This window comes from Klebsiella sp. CN_Kp075, assembly GCF_040065055.2.
GTDB lineage: Bacteria > Pseudomonadota > Gammaproteobacteria > Enterobacterales > Enterobacteriaceae > Klebsiella > Klebsiella aerogenes.
Map to the genome: position 1 here is coordinate 483,751 of NZ_CM198050.1, position 16,697 is coordinate 500,447.

Here is a 16,697-nt window from a genome sequence, read left to right on the forward strand (position 1 = left end):
TGCCAGATACGCCAGCTTTGGTAGTATGCGTCGCTTCAGAAAGTTAGTACTTACTTAAGCAAAAGTCTTAAAAGGGGCCCGAATGCCCTTCGGGTAGTTATTCACACGCGGAGTTAACACAGGGATGCGATTAACGACGAAATTCTCAGCATTTGTTACGCTGCTCACCAGCCTGACGATTTTTGTCACGCTCATCGGCGCGTCGCTGAGCTTTTACAACGGCATTCAGATTAAAGTTGAGAATCGCGTGCAGGCGGTGGCGACGATGCTGGACAGCCGCCTGGTAACCACCTCTTTTGAAAAGCTCGAACCGCAAATGGACGAGCTGCTGACGCCGGTAGAAGTCGAACATATTGATTTTCTGCTCAACGGCAAATCGCTTTACAGCCATACCCGCGGCGACAGTTATCGTCCGCTGGGTAGTAACAACCAGTATCGTGAAATGACGGTACCCTCGCTCAAACATCCCGGAATTTCGATTCGTCTGGTCTACATGGACCCGATGGTCAATTATTTCCGCTCGCTTCACGTCACCGCGCCGCTCTCCTTCGCCATCGGCTTCATGGTGCTGATTATCTTCTTTTCGATTCGCTGGATCCGCCGCCAGCTGGCGGGGCAAGAACTACTGGAGCTGCGCGCGCGGCGCATTCTCAGCGGCGAGCGCGGGCCGCAGGTGCGCGGTTCGGTTCATGAATGGCCGGCCAGTACCAGCAGCGCGCTGGATATGCTGCTCTCGGAACTGCAGTTCGCCAGCGATCAGCGCAGCCGCATGGATACCCTGATTCGATCCTACGCCGCCCAGGATTCCAAAACCGGCCTCAATAACCGCCTGTTCTTTGATAACCAGCTGGCGACGCTGCTGGACGATCAGGAAAAGGTGGGGGCGCACGGTATCGTGATGATGATTCGCCTGCCGGAGTTTGATCTGCTGCGCGACAACTGGGGACGGGCGGCGGCGGAAGAGCATTACTTCACGCTAATTAATTTGCTGTCTACTTTTATTATGCGCTATCCCGGCTCGCTACTGGCGCGCTATCACCGTAGCGATTTCGCCGTCTTATTGCCGCATCGCACTTTAAAAGAGGCTGATAGTATCGCCGGGCAGTTACTCAAGGCGATGGATGCGCTGCCGTCAACACGGGTGCTGGATAAAGACGACACGATGCATATCGGCATCTGCGCGTTCCGCAGCGGCCAGTCCACTTCTCAGGTGATGGAACACGCCGAAGCGGCTACCCGCAACGCCGTGCTACAGGGGAGTAATAGCTGGGCGGTTTACGATGATTCACTGCCGGAGAAAGGGCGCGGCAACGTGCGCTGGCGGACGCTTATCGAGCAGATGCTTAGCCGCGGCGGCCCGCGCTTGTATCAGAAACCGGCGGTCATGCGCGATGGGCGGGTACATCATCGCGAGCTAATGTGTCGCATCTATGACGGTAAAGAAGAGGTGATTGCCGCCGAGTATATGCCAATGGTGCAGCAGTTTGGCTTAGCGGAAGAGTACGATCGCCTACAGATTACGCGTTTGCTGCCGTTATTAAGTTATTGGCCTGATCAAACGCTGGCCCTGCAGGTGACCGTGGAGTCGCTGATTCGCCCGCGTTTCCAGCGTTGGCTGCGCGATACCATGATGCAGTGCGAAAAATCACAACGTCGGCGGATTATTTTTGAACTTGCAGAGGCGGATGTTTGTCAATATATCGGCCGTTTACACCCGGTTATGCGGTTGATAAACGCGCTGGGCATTCGCGTCGCCGTGGTTCAGGCCGGGTTGACGTTGGTTGGCACCAGTTGGATCAAGCAGCTGGACGTGGAAGTGATCAAGCTGCATCAAGGGCTATCGCGCAATATTGAAAAACGCAGCGAGAACCAGTTACTGGTTCAAAGTCTGGTGGAGGCCTGTAAAGGGATGCCGGTACAGGTTTTTGCGACGGGAGTACGCAGTCGCAGCGAGTGGCAGGTGCTGTCGCAATGCGGCGTGACCGGCGGGCAGGGGGAATTTTTTGCCGCCTCACAGCCACTTGACACAAATGTGAAAAAATATTCGCAAAGATACTCTGTTTGATCTGCCGTTTGGCGTGATTTCACGTAGAATAACGCGCGCCATAGTAAAGGGGGTGTGCTTGTCTACCCGCCGGAATGTCGCAACTTACGCAAGACTGACCTTTGACAGGTACAAACAGAGCACGGAGCGCAGCTGATTTATTCAGCGCCGAAGGGACTTCGTAAATGTTTGTAACAAAGGAAATGAACTGCACTAATTTTCACCGTAGCAGATGATTTTTGCGCCTTGTCGCTGCTGCGTGTGGTTGGTAAAGTAAGCGGATTTTGTTTTCCGCCCCAGCTTTCAGGATTATCCCTTAGTATGTTAAAAAAATTTCGTGGCATGTTTTCCAATGACCTGTCCATTGACCTGGGTACCGCGAATACCCTTATTTATGTAAAAGGACAAGGCATCGTATTGAATGAGCCTTCCGTTGTGGCCATTCGTCAGGATCGTGCCGGTTCGCCGAAAAGCGTTGCCGCTGTAGGTCATGAAGCGAAGCAGATGCTGGGCCGTACGCCGGGCAACATCGCGGCGATTCGCCCGATGAAAGACGGCGTTATCGCCGACTTCTTCGTGACTGAAAAGATGCTGCAACACTTTATTAAACAGGTGCATAGCAACAGCTTTATGCGCCCGAGCCCGCGTGTGCTGGTGTGCGTGCCGGTTGGCGCGACCCAGGTTGAGCGTCGTGCTATCCGCGAATCCGCGCAGGGTGCTGGCGCCCGTGAAGTTTTCCTGATCGAAGAGCCGATGGCGGCCGCGATCGGCGCAGGCTTACCGGTTTCTGAAGCGACCGGTTCTATGGTTGTTGATATCGGCGGCGGTACTACCGAAGTCGCGGTTATCTCCCTGAACGGCGTGGTCTACTCTTCTTCCGTACGTATCGGCGGCGACCGTTTCGATGAAGCCGTGATCAATTACGTGCGTCGTAACTACGGTTCCCTGATCGGCGAAGCGACCGCTGAGCGTATCAAACACGAAATCGGTTCCGCTTACCCGGGTGATGAAGTACGCGAAATCGAAGTGCGCGGCCGTAACCTGGCTGAAGGCGTTCCACGCGGCTTCACCCTGAATTCCAACGAAATCCTCGAAGCGTTGCAGGAGCCGCTGACCGGCATCGTCAGCGCCGTTATGGTCGCGCTGGAGCAGTGCCCGCCGGAGCTGGCATCCGATATCTCCGAGCGCGGTATGGTCCTGACCGGCGGCGGTGCGCTGCTGCGCAACCTTGACCGTCTGTTAATGGAAGAGACAGGGATCCCTGTCGTAGTTGCAGAAGATCCACTGACCTGCGTCGCTCGTGGCGGCGGTAAGGCGCTGGAAATGATCGATATGCACGGCGGCGACTTGTTCAGCGAAGAGTAGTCAGCCTGAAGGTCTGGGGCAGCTTAAGGGCTGCCTCTGGTCTTTACTGACACGAGAATACGCATAGCCTATGAAGCCAATTTTTAGCCGTGGCCCGTCGCTACAGATTCGCCTTATTCTGGCGGTTTTGGTGGCGCTTGGCGTCATTATCGCCGACAGCCGCCTGGGTACGTTCAGCCAGATTCGAACGTACATGGATACTGCCGTCAGTCCTTTCTACTTTATCTCAAATGGTCCCCGGGAACTGCTCGACAGCGTATCGCAATCGCTGGCGACCCGCGATCAGCTCGAACTGGAAAACCGCGCGCTGCGTCAGGAGTTATTGCTGAAAAACAGCGATCTGCTGATGCTTGGCCAATACAAACAAGAAAATGCCCGCCTGCGTGAACTGCTAGGCTCGCCGCTGCGTCAGGACGAGCAGAAGATGGTAACTCAGGTTATCTCGACGGTTAACGACCCCTACAGCGATCAGGTCGTTATCGACAAGGGCAGCGTTAACGGCGTTTATGAAGGCCAGCCGGTTATCAGCGACAAGGGCGTTGTCGGTCAGGTGGTGGCGGTAGCGAAAATGACCAGCCGCGTGCTGCTGATTTGCGATGCGACCCATGCCTTGCCGATTCAGGTACTGCGTAACGATATCCGCGTGATTGCCGCCGGCAACGGCTGCACTGATGATTTACAGCTTGAACATCTGCCGGCGAATACCGATATTCGCGTCGGCGATGTGCTGGTGACTTCCGGGCTCGGCGGACGCTTCCCGGAAGGGTATCCGGTTGGGGTGGTCTCCTCGGTACGTCTGGATACTCAGCGTGCTTACACGGTAATCCAGGCTCGTCCGACTGCCGGGCTGCAGCGTTTACGCTATCTGCTGCTGCTGTGGGGCGCCGATCGTAACGGCGCCAACCCAATGACCCCGGAAGAGGTTCACCGCGTTGCCAATGAACGCCTGATGCAAATGATGCCGCAGGTGCTGCCTGCGCCTGATGCGATGGGGCCGCAGATGCCGGCGCCGGCGACGGGCCTGACGCCGCCGCCGTCCGCGCAACCTCTGCCAGCAGGGGGGCAATAGTGGCAAGTTATCGTAGCCAGGGACGCTGGGTTATCTGGCTCTCGTTTCTTATTGCGCTATTGCTGCAGATTATGCCCTGGCCGCAGGACATCACCGTCTTCCGGCCAAACTGGGTGTTGTTGATTCTGCTGTACTGGATCCTGGCGCTGCCGCATCGGGTTAACGTCGGTACCGGCTTTGTGATGGGGGCGATTCTCGACCTCATCAGCGGTTCGACCCTTGGCGTACGCGCGCTGTCGTTAAGTATCGTTGCCTATCTGGTCGCTTTAAAATATCAGCTGTTCCGTAATCTGGCGCTCTGGCAACAGGCGCTGGTGGTCATGCTGTTGTCTCTTGCCGTTGATATCATTGTTTTCTGGGCAGAGTTTTTAGTGATCAATGTCTCTTTCCGTCCGGAAGTGTTCTGGAGTAGTGTAGTAAACGGTGTGCTCTGGCCGTGGCTATTCCTGCTAATGCGTAAAGTGCGTCAGCAATTTGCGGTTCAATAAAGGTTGATATGACAACTCTGTATCTGGCTTCTGGTTCCCCGCGTCGGCAGGAACTGTTAACTCAGCTTGGCCTCTCTTTCGAACGCCTGGTTCCGGGTATTGAGGAACGGCGCGGCCCGCAGGAGAGTGCTGCGCATTATGTTGCGCGTCTGGCGCGTGAAAAAGCGCTGGCTGGCGTGGCTATGGCGCCGCGCGATCTGCCGGTGTTGGGAGCGGATACGATTGTCATTCTTAACGGCGAAGTGCTGGAAAAACCGCGCGATGCCGGGCACGCCGCAGAAATGCTTCGCATGCTTTCCGGAAAAACCCACCAGGTGATGACCGCGGTGGCGTTGGCAGATAAGCAGCAAACGCTGGATTGTCTGGTGGTGACGGAAGTGACCTTCCGTCTGCTCTCCGAGCAGGATATCGCTACCTACGTAGCCAGCGGCGAACCTTTAGATAAAGCAGGCGCATACGGTATTCAAGGGTTGGGTGGTTGTTTTGTCAGGAAGATAAATGGCAGCTATCACGCCGTAGTCGGCTTACCGCTGGTGGAAACGTATGAGTTGCTGAGTAACTTTAACTCACTGCGTGAAGAAAAGGGATAAAGATGACGGCTGAATTATTAGTTAACGTAACGCCATCCGAGACGCGCGTCGCGTATATCGATGGCGGGATCCTGCAGGAAATTCATATTGAGAGAGAAGCGCGGCGCGGAATCGTAGGCAATATCTACAAAGGTCGTGTCAGTCGTGTGTTGCCTGGAATGCAGGCGGCTTTTGTAGATATTGGCCTGGATAAGGCCGCCTTCCTGCATGCTTCCGATATCATGCCGCACACCGAGTGCGTGGCGGGTGAAGAGCAGAAGCAGTTTACCGTTCGCGATATTTCCGAACTGGTGCGTCAGGGCCAGGACCTGATGGTGCAGGTGGTGAAAGACCCGTTGGGCACCAAAGGCGCGCGTCTGACCACCGACATTACGATACCTTCCCGCTATTTAGTCTTTATGCCCGGCGCTTCGCACGTCGGCGTATCGCAGCGTATTGAAAGCGAGGCCGAGCGCGAACGCCTGAAAAGCGTGGTCACCGAATATTGCGACGAGCAGGGCGGGTTTATTATCCGCACCGCGGCGGAAGGCGTGCATGAGCAAGAGATGGCGGCGGACGCGGCCTACCTTAAGCGCGTCTGGACCAAAGTGATGGAACGCAAAAAGCGTAACCAGACCCGCTATCAGATGTACGGCGAGCTGGCGCTGGCCCAGCGCGTGCTGCGCGATTTCGCCGATGCTCAGCTTGACCGCATTCGCGTGGATTCGCGCCTGACCTACGAGGCGCTGCTGGAGTTCACCGCGGAATACATCCCGGAAATGACCAGCAAGCTGGAACATTACAGCGGCCGCCAGCCGATTTTCGATCTCTTTGACGTTGAGAACGAAATCCAGCGCGCGCTGGAGCGTAAAGTCGAGCTGAAATCAGGTGGCTATCTGATCATCGATCAGACCGAAGCGATGACCACCATCGATATCAACACCGGGGCGTTCGTTGGCCACCGCAATCTCGACGATACTATCTTCAATACTAATATTGAAGCCACGCAGGCCATCGCGCGTCAGCTGCGTCTGCGTAACCTGGGCGGCATTATCATCATTGATTTTATCGATATGAATAATGAAGATCATCGTCGTCGGGTACTGCACTCGCTGGAGCAGGCGCTGAGTAAAGATCGGGTGAAAACCAGCATTAACGGCTTCTCGCAGCTGGGGCTGGTCGAGATGACCCGCAAGCGCACCCGCGAAAGCGTGGAACATGTGCTGTGTAACGAGTGTCCTACCTGTCATGGGCGCGGCACGGTAAAGTCGGTCGAAACGGTCTGTTATGAGATCATGCGCGAGATAGTCCGTGTGCATCATGCGTATGACTCAGACCGCTTCCTGGTCTATGCTTCACCTGCCGTCGCGGAAGCTCTGAAAGGGGAAGAGTCCCACGCGCTGGCGGAAGTCGAAATCTTTGTCGGCAAGCAGGTCAAAGTGCAAATTGAGCCGCTCTATAATCAAGAGCAGTTCGATGTGGTAATGATGTAATCATTCAGCCCGTCGTTCCCGATGGCGTCGGGGGCGGTAAACAGGCGGGCTGAAGGATGAGGCGTAACAGGCTGACAAGGAGAGATGCGTTGAGGCGATGGCCCGGGATATTACTGCTCACCGTGGCAACCGTGGTGGTGATTGTTGCGCTGCTGGTGAGCGGCCTGCGTCTGGCATTGCCGCAGCTAAATAACTGGCGTCCCCAACTGCTGGAGAAAATTACCGCGGTATCCGGGGTGGCGGTCGATGCCTCGCAGATCAACGCCAACTGGGAAAACTTCGGCCCGACGCTGGACGTTCGCGATATTAAAGCCACCTTGAAAGACGGTGGCGAAATGACGATCAAACGGGTTACCCTTGCGCTCGACGTCTGGCAAAGCCTGCTACATATGCGCTGGCAGTTCCGCGACCTGACCTTCTGGCAGCTGCAAATCCACACCAATACCCCCATCCAGACCAACGACGACGGCGCCAGCCTGAAGACCGACCGCATCAGCGATCTGTTCCTGCGTCAGTTTGACCACTTTATTCTCCGCGATAGCCATTTGAGCTTCCTGACGATTTCCGGTCAGCGCGCGGAGCTGGCGATCCCGCAGCTTACCTGGCTTAACGGTAAAAACCGCCACCGCGCCGAGGGGCAACTGAGCCTTTCGAGCCTCACCGGCCAGCACGGCGTCATGCAGGTGCGGATGGATTTACGTGACGAGAACGGCCTGCTCAATAAGGGGCGCCTCTGGTTACAGGCCGACGACATCGACGTTAAACCCTGGCTCGGGCGCTGGATGCAGGACAACATCGCCCTGCAGAGCGCGCGCTTTAGTCTCGAAGGCTGGATGACCATCGATAAAGGCGATGTCGCCAGCGGCGATGTGTGGCTGAAAAAAGGCGGCGCCAGCTGGCAGGGTGACAAGCATCTGCATCAGCTGTCGGTGGATAACCTGACGGCGCATATCACACGCGAAAATCAAAGTTGGGCATTTCATATCCCCGACACGCGGATCTCGATAGACGGTAAAGCCTGGCCGCGCGGCGCGCTGGCGATGGCGTGGATCCCGGCGCAGGAAGTGGGTGGTAATAACAATCAGCGTAGCGATGAGCTGCGCATCCGCGCCAGCAATCTCGAGCTTGGCGGCTTGACCGGTCTGCAGCCGATGGCCGATAAGCTGGCGCCGAGCTTTGGCGAAGTGTGGCGAACTACCCAGCCGAGCGGCAAAATCAACCTGTTGGCATTGGATATCCCGCTGCAGGCAACGGAAAAGACCCGTTTCCAGGCCGACTGGAGCGATCTGGCGTGGAAGCAGTGGAAGCTGCTGCCGGGGGCCGAGCACTTTTCCGGCAGCCTGAGCGGCAGCGTTGAAAACGGCGAACTGCGCGCGCATATGACCCAGGCGAAAATGCCCTATGAAACGGTCTTTCGCGCGCCGCTGGAGATAGCCCAGGGCGATGCGACTCTGAGCTGGGAGAAGAACAGCAAGGGCTTTATGTTGGATGGCCGCGATATCGATGTACAGGCTACCGGCGTTCGCGCGCGCGGCGGCTTCCGCTATCTGCAGCCGGAAGGCGATGAGCCGTGGTTAGGCATCCTGGCGGGTATCAGTACCAACGATGGCGGCCAGGCGTGGCGTTATTTCCCGGAAAACCTGATGGGCAAAGCGCTGGTGGATTACCTGAGCGGCGCAATTAAGGGTGGCCAGGCCAGCAATGCCACCCTGGTTTACGGCGGCAACCCGCATCTGTTCCCTTATGAGCATAACGAAGGCCAATTCCAGGTCTCGGTACCGCTGAAGAATGCAACCTTCGCCTTCCAGCCGGACTGGCCAGCGCTGACCGGCCTGGATATCAATCTTAACTTCGTTAATAACGGCCTATGGATGAAGGCGGATAAAGCGATGCTGGGCAACGTCACCGCCAGCAACCTTGACGCGGTGATCCCCGACTATTCCCATGAAAAACTGTTTATTGATGCCGATGTTAACGGACCGGGCAAAGAGGTCGGCCCTTATTTCAAACAGACCCCGCTGAAGGATTCGCTCGGCTCGGCGCTGGATGAACTGCAGCTGGATGGTAATGTGAGCGCTCGCTTACATCTTGCTATCCCGCTCGATGGCGAGATGACCACCGCCAAAGGCGATGTGCGGCTGAAAAATAACGATCTGTTTATCAAGCCGATTGACGCGACGCTGAAGAACCTCAATGGTCAGTTCAGCTTTGAGAACGGAGATTTAAAAAGCGGGCCGCTAAGCGCGACCTGGTTTAATCAACCGCTGAACCTCAATTTCACCACTACTGAAGGGGCGAAAGCCTTCCTCGTTGACGTCGGCATGAACGCTAACTGGCAGCCGACGCGTACCGGCCTGCTGCCGAAAGCGGTCAATGATGAACTCAGCGGCAGCGTCCCCTGGGATGGCAAAGTGGCCATTGAGTTACCGTATCACGGTAGCGCGAGCTACAAAGTCGATATCAACGGCGATCTGAAAAATGTGAGTAGTCACTTACCTGCGCCGGTGAATAAATCGGCGGGCGAACCGTTGCCGGTGAAAATCAACGTGACCGGTGGCTTAAACAGCTTCGATCTGACCGGCAACATCGGCAGCAAGAACCACGTCAATAGCCGCTGGTTACTGAATAATAAGCTGACGCTCGACCGGGCGATTCTGACCTCCGACAGCAAAGCGATTCCTTCGCTGCCTGAAGCATCAGGCGTCGAGCTGAACATGCCGGCGATGGATGGCGCGCAATGGCTGGCGTTGTTCCAGCGGGGGGCCGTCAACGAAGTGAGCAGTAATATGGCTTTCCCTGAGCGCGTGACGCTTCGTACACCGTCGCTGGCGTTCGCCGGGCAAAACTGGAATAACGTCAGTCTGGTCTCCCAGCCTGACGGTAGCGGCTCGAAGGTGGAGGCGCAGGGGCGCGAAATCAACGCTACGTTGACGATGCATAAGAACGCGCCCTGGCTGGCGGCTATTCGCTATCTCTATTACAACCCTTCCAGCGATAACAACGGCACGGCGAAAAAAGAGAGCGGCCCGCTGGCTGATACCCGTCTGGATTTCCGCGGCTGGCCTGATTTACAGCTGCGCTGTAAAGAGTGCTGGCTGTGGGGGCAAAAATATGGGCGAATCGACGGTGACTTCGATATCAAGGGCGATACGCTCACCCTCAGTAATGGCCTGGTGGATACCGGCTTTGGCCGGCTCACTACCGATGGCGTCTGGGTGAATGCGCCCGGCGGCGTGCGTACCTCGCTGAAAGGCAAGCTGCACGGTAATAAAACGGATGACTTCGTGAACTTCTTTGGCGTTTCGACGCCGGTAAAAGGCTCGTCGTTTGATGTCGATTACGATCTGCACTGGCGCGCGCCGCCATGGCAGCCTGATGTCGCTTCGCTGAACGGGATCCTCAAAAGCCGCCTCGGCAAAGGCGAGTTTACTGACCTGAGCACCGGTCATGCCGGTCAGCTGTTACGGCTATTGAGCGTTGACGCGCTGCTGCGTAAGCTACGCTTCGATTTCAGCGACACCTTCCAGGAAGGCTTCTGGTTTGATTCGATTCGCAGTACGGCATGGATTAAAGACGGCGTATTGAATACGGATGATACGCTGGTGGATGGCCTTGAAGCCGACATCGCGATGAAAGGTTCGGTCGATCTGGTGCGTCGTCGTTTAGATTTACAAGCGGTGGTGGCGCCGGAAATATCGGCGACCGTCGGCGTAGCGGCGGCATTCGCTGTCAACCCGATCGTCGGCGCGGCGGTTTTTGCCGCCAGCAAGGTGCTTGGGCCGCTGTGGAACAAAGTGTCGATTCTGCGCTATCGCATTACGGGTCCAATCGATCAGCCGGAAATCAACGAAGTGCTGCGCCAGGCGCGCAGCAACAAAAAGCAATGATTTGACGAGTACGGGGAATTATCGCACTCTCAATAGAGGGCATTTTCTCCCCGTCATCTTTTTCGCCGCATGGCATTCCCCTGTGTCAGGCGGCAACAAACGAGTAGCGTAACGATGAGTTTGAACCTGGTAAGTGAACAATTACTGTCGGCAAATGGCCTGAATCATCAGGACCTGTTTGCCATTCTTGGCCAACTGGCTGAGCGCCGTCTCGATTACGGCGATCTTTATTTTCAGTCGAGCTATCACGAATCCTGGGTTCTGGAAGACAGCATCATTAAAGATGGGTCGTACAATATTGACCAGGGCGTAGGCGTCCGGGCGGTAAGCGGCGAGAAAACTGGTTTTGCCTATGCGGACCAAATCAGCAAACTGGCGCTTGAGCAGAGCGCGCAGGCGGCGCGTACTATCGTCCGCGACCATGGCGACGGCAAAGTGCAGACGCTCGGCGCGGTGGAGTACAGCTCTCTCTATACCAGCGTCGATCCGCTGCAGAGCATGAGCCGCGAAGAGAAACTGGATATTCTGCGCCGCGTCGATAAGGTGGCGCGTGCCGCCGATAAGCGCGTGCAGGAAGTTTCCGCCAGTCTGAGCGGCGTCTACGAGCTTATCCTGGTAGCGGCAACGGACGGGACGCTGGCCGCTGATGTCCGTCCGCTGGTTCGTCTCTCCGTGAGCGTGCTGGTGGAGGAAGACGGCAAACGCGAGCGCGGCGCCAGTGGCGGCGGAGGACGGTTTGGCTATGATTATTTCCTCGCGCCGCTGGATGGCGACGTACGGGCGGATGTCTGGGCGCGTGAAGCGGTACGTATGGCATTAGTCAATCTGTCCGCGGTTGCGGCGCCAGCCGGTATGCTGCCGGTGGTGCTTGGCGCGGGCTGGCCTGGCGTGCTGCTGCATGAAGCCGTCGGCCACGGCCTGGAAGGTGACTTTAACCGTCGCGGCACCTCGGTCTTCAGCGGTCACATGGGCGAATTAGTCGCCTCTGAACTGTGCACCGTCGTGGATGACGGCACCATGGCCGATCGCCGTGGTTCGGTCGCGATTGATGACGAAGGTACGCCGGGTCAATACAACGTGCTTATCGAAAACGGCGTCCTGAAAGGTTATATGCAGGATAAGCTCAACGCGCGTCTGATGGGCGTCGCGCCGACCGGTAATGGTCGCCGCGAATCTTATGCGCATCTGCCGATGCCGCGGATGACCAACACCTATATGCTGGCAGGGAAGTCGACGCCGCAGGAGATTATCGAATCGGTCGATTACGGTATCTATGCGCCGAACTTTGGCGGCGGTCAGGTGGACATTACCTCCGGTAAATTTGTCTTCTCGACCTCGGAAGCCTATCTGATTGAAAAAGGTAAAGTGACCAAGGCAGTCAAAGGCGCGACGCTAATCGGTTCCGGTATCGAAGCGATGCAGCAGATTTCTATGGTTGGTAACGACCTGAAGCTGGATAGCGGCGTTGGCGTGTGCGGTAAAGAAGGGCAGAGCGTGCCGGTCGGCGTCGGCCAGCCGACGCTGAAAGTCGACAACCTTACCGTTGGCGGCACCGCCTGATAACGGCTGGTCCCGGCGGCGCGGTGCCGCTGCCGGGATGTCAGTTAACGGGTCATCCCGCGCCCGTGCATTCCCTGATAGATCTTCGCCACCTCGACAAAATAATCCGTCAGATAGTTAATACATACCTGCACCTTCAGCGGTAGCTTATCTTTTTCGGTATATAGCGCATAGACCGGTCGCGGATCCGATTGATAGCTCGGCAGCAGGATCTCCAGTTCACCGCGGTTGATCTCGTCGATCGCCCACATCAGCGGAACGTAGGCCACGCCAACGCCGGCAGTCAGCCAGCGGATCAGCGTCATCGGGTCGTTGGTGACGAAGCGTCCTTGTGGGATCAGGCGCGTTGAGATCCCCTCCGGAGCGATAATTTCGAACTCATTATCTGGCCGTACGCTGTATTCCAGCCACGAGTGGCTGGCAAGATCCGCTGGTTTTTCCGGACATCCCGCGTGCTGAAGATAGCTTTTCGCCGCGCAGAGCACCATTGGCATTGAGCCTAACCGCCGCGAGAAGAGGCTGGAATCCTGCAATGCGCCGACGCGTATCACCACGTCGAGGCCGTCGGCAATCAGGTCCGGCGCGGGGATGCCGGTCACCAGATTAATCGATAAACCCGGATATTCTTTGAGCATTTCGGCGGTTATGCGCGCCAGCACATTCTGTGCCATAGTTGAAGAGCTACCGATGCGCAGCGTGCCGATAGGGGTATTGTTGAAGGCATACAGCTGTTCATGGACGTCCTGCGCTTCAAAGAGCATTCTTCGGCAGCCCTGGTAATAAATTTTACCCGCTTCTGTTAAGCCCAGGCTGCGGGTGCTGCGGTTGAGCAGCTTTACCTGAAGCTCGTCTTCCAGTTTAGCAACGGTCTGGCTGATAGATGAAACGCTCATCTGGAGCTGGCGTGCGGCGGCGGTGAAAGAGCCCAGCTCAACCACTTTGGCGAACACCGACATGCGTTTTAGTCGTTCCATTATTCACTCTGGCTTAAAAGTGATTTAGATCACATATTATAGATAAGGCTGCAATTGTTACGTTAATATATAGTTAGCTACATAATAAACGCATCACGCTACCACCTGTACGCTTCTTATCAAGGTCATCATGAGTCTGTTTCCTGTCATAGTGATTTTCGGCCTATCGTTTCCGCCGATCTTCTTTGAGCTGCTATTGTCGCTAGCCATCTTCTGGCTGGTGCACCGTTTGCTGGTTCCGACCGGTATTTATGATTTTGTCTGGCACCCTGCACTGTTTAATACTGCGCTGTATTGCTGTCTGTTTTATCTGATATCGCGCTTGTTCGTTTGAGGTCGATGTGAAAACACTAACAAGAAATATCCTGCGTACTGCCATCACTGTGATACTGGTTATTCTGGCGTTTATCGCTATTTTTCGCGCATGGGTGTACTACACCGCGTCGCCGTGGACGCGCGATGCGCGCTTTAGCGCCGATATCGTCGCCATCGCGCCGGACGTGTCGGGGCTCATTTCGCAAGTGAATGTCAAGGATAACCAACTGGTTAAGAAAGACCAGGTATTGTTCGTTATTGACCAACCTCGTTACCAAAAAGCGCTGGCGGAGGCGGAAGCCGACGTCTCTTATTACCAGACGCTGGCTCAGGAAAAACGCGTTGAAGCCGGGCGCCGTAACAGGCTCGGCGTGCAGGCCATGTCGCGCGAAGAGATTGACCAGGCCAACAACGTACTGCAAACCGTTGAGCATCAGCTGGCGAAAGCGGTGGCCAGCCGCGACTTAGCCAAGCTGGATCTTGAACGTACGGTTATCCGTGCGCCTGCTGATGGCTGGGTGACCAACCTGAACGTCTACTCCGGCGAATTCATCACCCGCGGTTCGACCGCGGTCGCTTTGGTGAAACAAAATACCTTCTACGTGATGGCCTATCTGGAAGAGACCAAGCTGGAAGGAGTGCGTCCAGGCTACCGCGCCGAAATCACCCCGCTCGGCAGTAGTAAGGTGATAAAAGGTACCGTCGACAGCGTTGCCGCGGGCGTAACCAACGCCAGCAGCAGCAGCGATGCGAAAGGCATGGCTTCCGTTGACTCCAACCTTGAGTGGGTACGTCTGGCGCAGCGCGTGCCGGTACGTATCCGTCTTGACCAGCAGCAGGGCAACCTCTGGCCGTCGGGCACCACTGCGACCGTTGTCATCACCGGCAAAGAAGATCGCGACGCCAGCCAGGCCAACTTCTTCCAGAAAGTCGCCATGCGCTTGCGTGAGTTTGGTTAATCGCCATGGGGACCTATACCATTGCTCCCCGGCATCTCCGCTTTGCCATTAAGCTTGCATGCGCGGTGGTGCTGGCGCTGTTCGTCGGCTTTCATTTTCAGCTTGAGACGCCGCGCTGGGCCGTATTGACCGCGGCTATTGTGACCGCCGGTCCGGCATTTGCCGCTGGCGGTGAGCCCTATTCCGGGGCGATTCGCTACCGCGGGATGTTGCGTATTGCCGGGACGTTTATCGGCTGTATTGCCGCGCTGGCGATCATCATCCTCATGATCCGCGCGCCGCTATTGATGATGCTGGTCTGCTGTCTCTGGGCCGGTTTCTGCACCTGGATCTCCTCGCTGGTGAAGGTCGAAAACTCCTACGCCTGGGGGCTGGCGGGTTATACGGCGCTGATTATCATCATCACCATTCATACCGACCCGATGCTGGCGCCGCAGTTTGCCGTCGAGCGCTGCAGCGAAATCGTCATCGGGATCGTCAGCGCCATCGTCGCTGACCTGCTATTTTCTCCGCGTTCTATCAAAAAAGAGATCGACCTCGAACTGGATAACCTGCTGCTGGATCAGTATCGCCTGATGCAGCTTTGTGTCGCCCATGGCGATAGCGAGGTGGTGGATAAAGCCTGGGGAGCGCTGGTGCGTCGTACTGCCGCGCTGGAGGGGATGCGCGGCAACCTGATCATGGAATCTTCGCGCTGGGCGAAGGTAAACCAGCGGCTAAAGGCGATCAACACGCTATCGCTGACGCTGATTACTCAGGCCTGCGAAACCTATCTGATCCAGAACTCTCGCCCGGAGATGGTGACTGACGACTACCGCGAGCTGTTTGCCGAGCCCGTAGAAACCGTACAGGATGTGCATCAACAGCTTAAGCGTATGCGCCGCTTCCTGACCTGGAAAGGTGAACACAATACGCCAGTTACGATTTATAGCTGGGTCGGCGCGGCGACGCGTTACCTGCTGCTGAAGCGCGGCGTGGTCGGCAATACCAAAATCAGCCGTATCGAAGATGAAGTCTTACGCGGCGAAACGGTGGTGAAGGTTGAGTCCGCCGAGCGTCACCACGCGATGGTCAATTTCTGGCGAACTTCTATTTCGTGTATTCTCGGCACCTTGTTCTGGTTGTGGACCGGCTGGACATCCGGTAGCGGGGCGATGGTTATGATTGCCGTGGTGACCGCGCTGGCGATGCGCCTGCCTAACCCGCGGATGGTGGCCTTAGACTTCCTCTATGGCACCCTTGCCGCTCTACCGCTCGGCGCGCTGTTCTTCCTTGTCGTCATGCCTGCGACGCAGCAGAGCATGCTGCTGCTGTGTATCAGCCTTGCCGCGATGGCGTTCTTTATCGGCATTGAGGTACAAAAGCGGCGGTTGGGATCGCTTGGGGCCCTGGCGAGCACCATCAATATTCTGGTGCTGGATAACCCGATGCAGTTCCAGTTTAGCCAGTTCCTCGATAGCGCCCTGGGGCAGATTGTCGGCTGTTTCCTCGCGCTGATGGTGATTCTGTTAGTGCGTGATAACTCGCAGGCCCGCACCGGACGGGTGCTATTGAACCAGTTCGTCTCGGCGGCGGTCTCTTCGCTGACCACGAATAGCGCCCGGCGTAAAGAGAACCATTTGCCGGCGCTGTATCAACAGCTATTTTTACTGCTGAACAAGTTTCCCGGCGATATCGCCCGCTTCCGGCTGGCGCTGACGCTGATTATTGCGCACCAGCGTCTACGCGATGCCCCGGTGCCGGTAAACGAGGATCTGTCGGCCTTCCACCGCCAGCTGCGGCGAACCGCCGATCACGTTATCTCCGCCGGCAGCGATGATAAGCGCCGCCGTTACTTTACCCGTCTGCTGGAAGAGCTTGATGTTTATCAGGAAAAACTCCTTCACTGGCAGGCGTCGCCCCAGGTCACTGAGCCGGTGCGACGGCTGGTCGATATGCTGAAGAAATATCAGCACGTGCTCACCAACAGCTAAG

At 56.6% G+C, this 16,697-nt stretch carries 12 protein-coding genes; 11 read left to right on the top strand and 1 reads right to left on the bottom strand.

The window, feature by feature from the left end; translation table 11 throughout:
* The first annotated feature begins 124 nt into the window (after positions 1 to 124).
* From csrD to tldD, 8 genes are all read left to right on the top strand, one after another.
* The gene (gene csrD, locus ABLV78_RS02360; RefSeq protein WP_015369461.1) at positions 125 to 2,065 is read left to right on the top strand and encodes an RNase E specificity factor CsrD; all 1,941 of its coding nucleotides are present in this window, start codon (positions 125 to 127) and stop codon (positions 2,063 to 2,065) included.
* A 300-nt stretch (positions 2,066 to 2,365) separates the two neighbouring features.
* Complete coding sequence (gene mreB / locus ABLV78_RS02365) at positions 2,366 to 3,409, top strand: rod shape-determining protein MreB (protein WP_002918653.1); 1,044 nt, start codon at positions 2,366 to 2,368, stop codon at positions 3,407 to 3,409.
* Between the two features lie 70 nt (positions 3,410 to 3,479).
* Positions 3,480 to 4,478, top strand: coding sequence for a rod shape-determining protein MreC (mreC, locus tag ABLV78_RS02370; RefSeq protein WP_015369462.1), 999 nt, complete (start codon positions 3,480 to 3,482; stop codon positions 4,476 to 4,478).
* Positions 4,478 to 4,966 carry a rod shape-determining protein MreD gene (gene mreD, locus ABLV78_RS02375; RefSeq protein WP_015369463.1) on the top strand — a complete coding sequence of 163 codons (489 nt, stop codon included), beginning with the start codon at positions 4,478 to 4,480 and terminating at the stop codon, positions 4,964 to 4,966. Before mreC ends, mreD begins: the two co-directional genes overlap by 1 nt.
* Positions 4,967 to 4,974: 8 nt before the next feature.
* Positions 4,975 to 5,556 (top strand): Maf family protein, encoded by a 582-nt coding sequence (locus ABLV78_RS02380; RefSeq protein WP_015369464.1) that lies wholly within the window; start codon positions 4,975 to 4,977, stop codon positions 5,554 to 5,556.
* Positions 5,557 to 5,558: 2 nt separating this feature from the next.
* Positions 5,559 to 7,028 (top strand): ribonuclease G, encoded by a 1,470-nt coding sequence (gene rng / locus ABLV78_RS02385; RefSeq protein WP_015369465.1) that lies wholly within the window; start codon positions 5,559 to 5,561, stop codon positions 7,026 to 7,028.
* Positions 7,029 to 7,117: 89 nt separating this feature from the next.
* Positions 7,118 to 10,915, top strand: coding sequence for an AsmA2 domain-containing protein YhdP (yhdP, locus tag ABLV78_RS02390; protein ID WP_047047140.1), 3,798 nt, complete (start codon positions 7,118 to 7,120; stop codon positions 10,913 to 10,915).
* 114 nt (positions 10,916 to 11,029) lie between these two features.
* Positions 11,030 to 12,475, top strand: a complete 1,446-nt coding sequence (gene tldD / locus ABLV78_RS02395; protein ID WP_015369467.1) for a metalloprotease TldD — start codon at positions 11,030 to 11,032, stop codon at positions 12,473 to 12,475.
* 44 nt (positions 12,476 to 12,519) lie between these two features.
* Here the strand turns inward: tldD and aaeR are convergent, their stop codons facing one another.
* A complete protein-coding gene (aaeR, locus tag ABLV78_RS02400; protein WP_015703623.1) occupies positions 12,520 to 13,449 on the bottom strand; it encodes an HTH-type transcriptional activator AaeR in 930 nt (309 codons plus the stop codon).
* Between the two features lie 130 nt (positions 13,450 to 13,579).
* On the opposite strand from aaeR, the gene aaeX reads away from it, so the two are divergent.
* From aaeX to aaeB, 3 genes are read left to right on the top strand one after another with little or no spacing between them, the layout of a single operon-like run.
* Positions 13,580 to 13,783, top strand: a complete 204-nt coding sequence (gene aaeX, locus ABLV78_RS02405; RefSeq protein WP_002918640.1) for a p-hydroxybenzoic acid efflux pump operon protein AaeX — start codon at positions 13,580 to 13,582, stop codon at positions 13,781 to 13,783.
* A 7-nt stretch (positions 13,784 to 13,790) separates the two neighbouring features.
* On the top strand, positions 13,791 to 14,723 hold the full coding sequence (gene aaeA, locus ABLV78_RS02410) for a p-hydroxybenzoic acid efflux pump subunit AaeA (RefSeq protein ID WP_045397228.1): 933 nt from the start codon (positions 13,791 to 13,793) through the stop codon (positions 14,721 to 14,723).
* 5 nt (positions 14,724 to 14,728) lie between these two features.
* Entirely contained in the window at positions 14,729 to 16,696 is a 1,968-nt protein-coding gene (gene aaeB, locus ABLV78_RS02415) for a p-hydroxybenzoic acid efflux pump subunit AaeB (protein ID WP_047047143.1), read from the top strand.
* The last annotated feature ends 1 nt before the right edge of the window (position 16,697 follow it).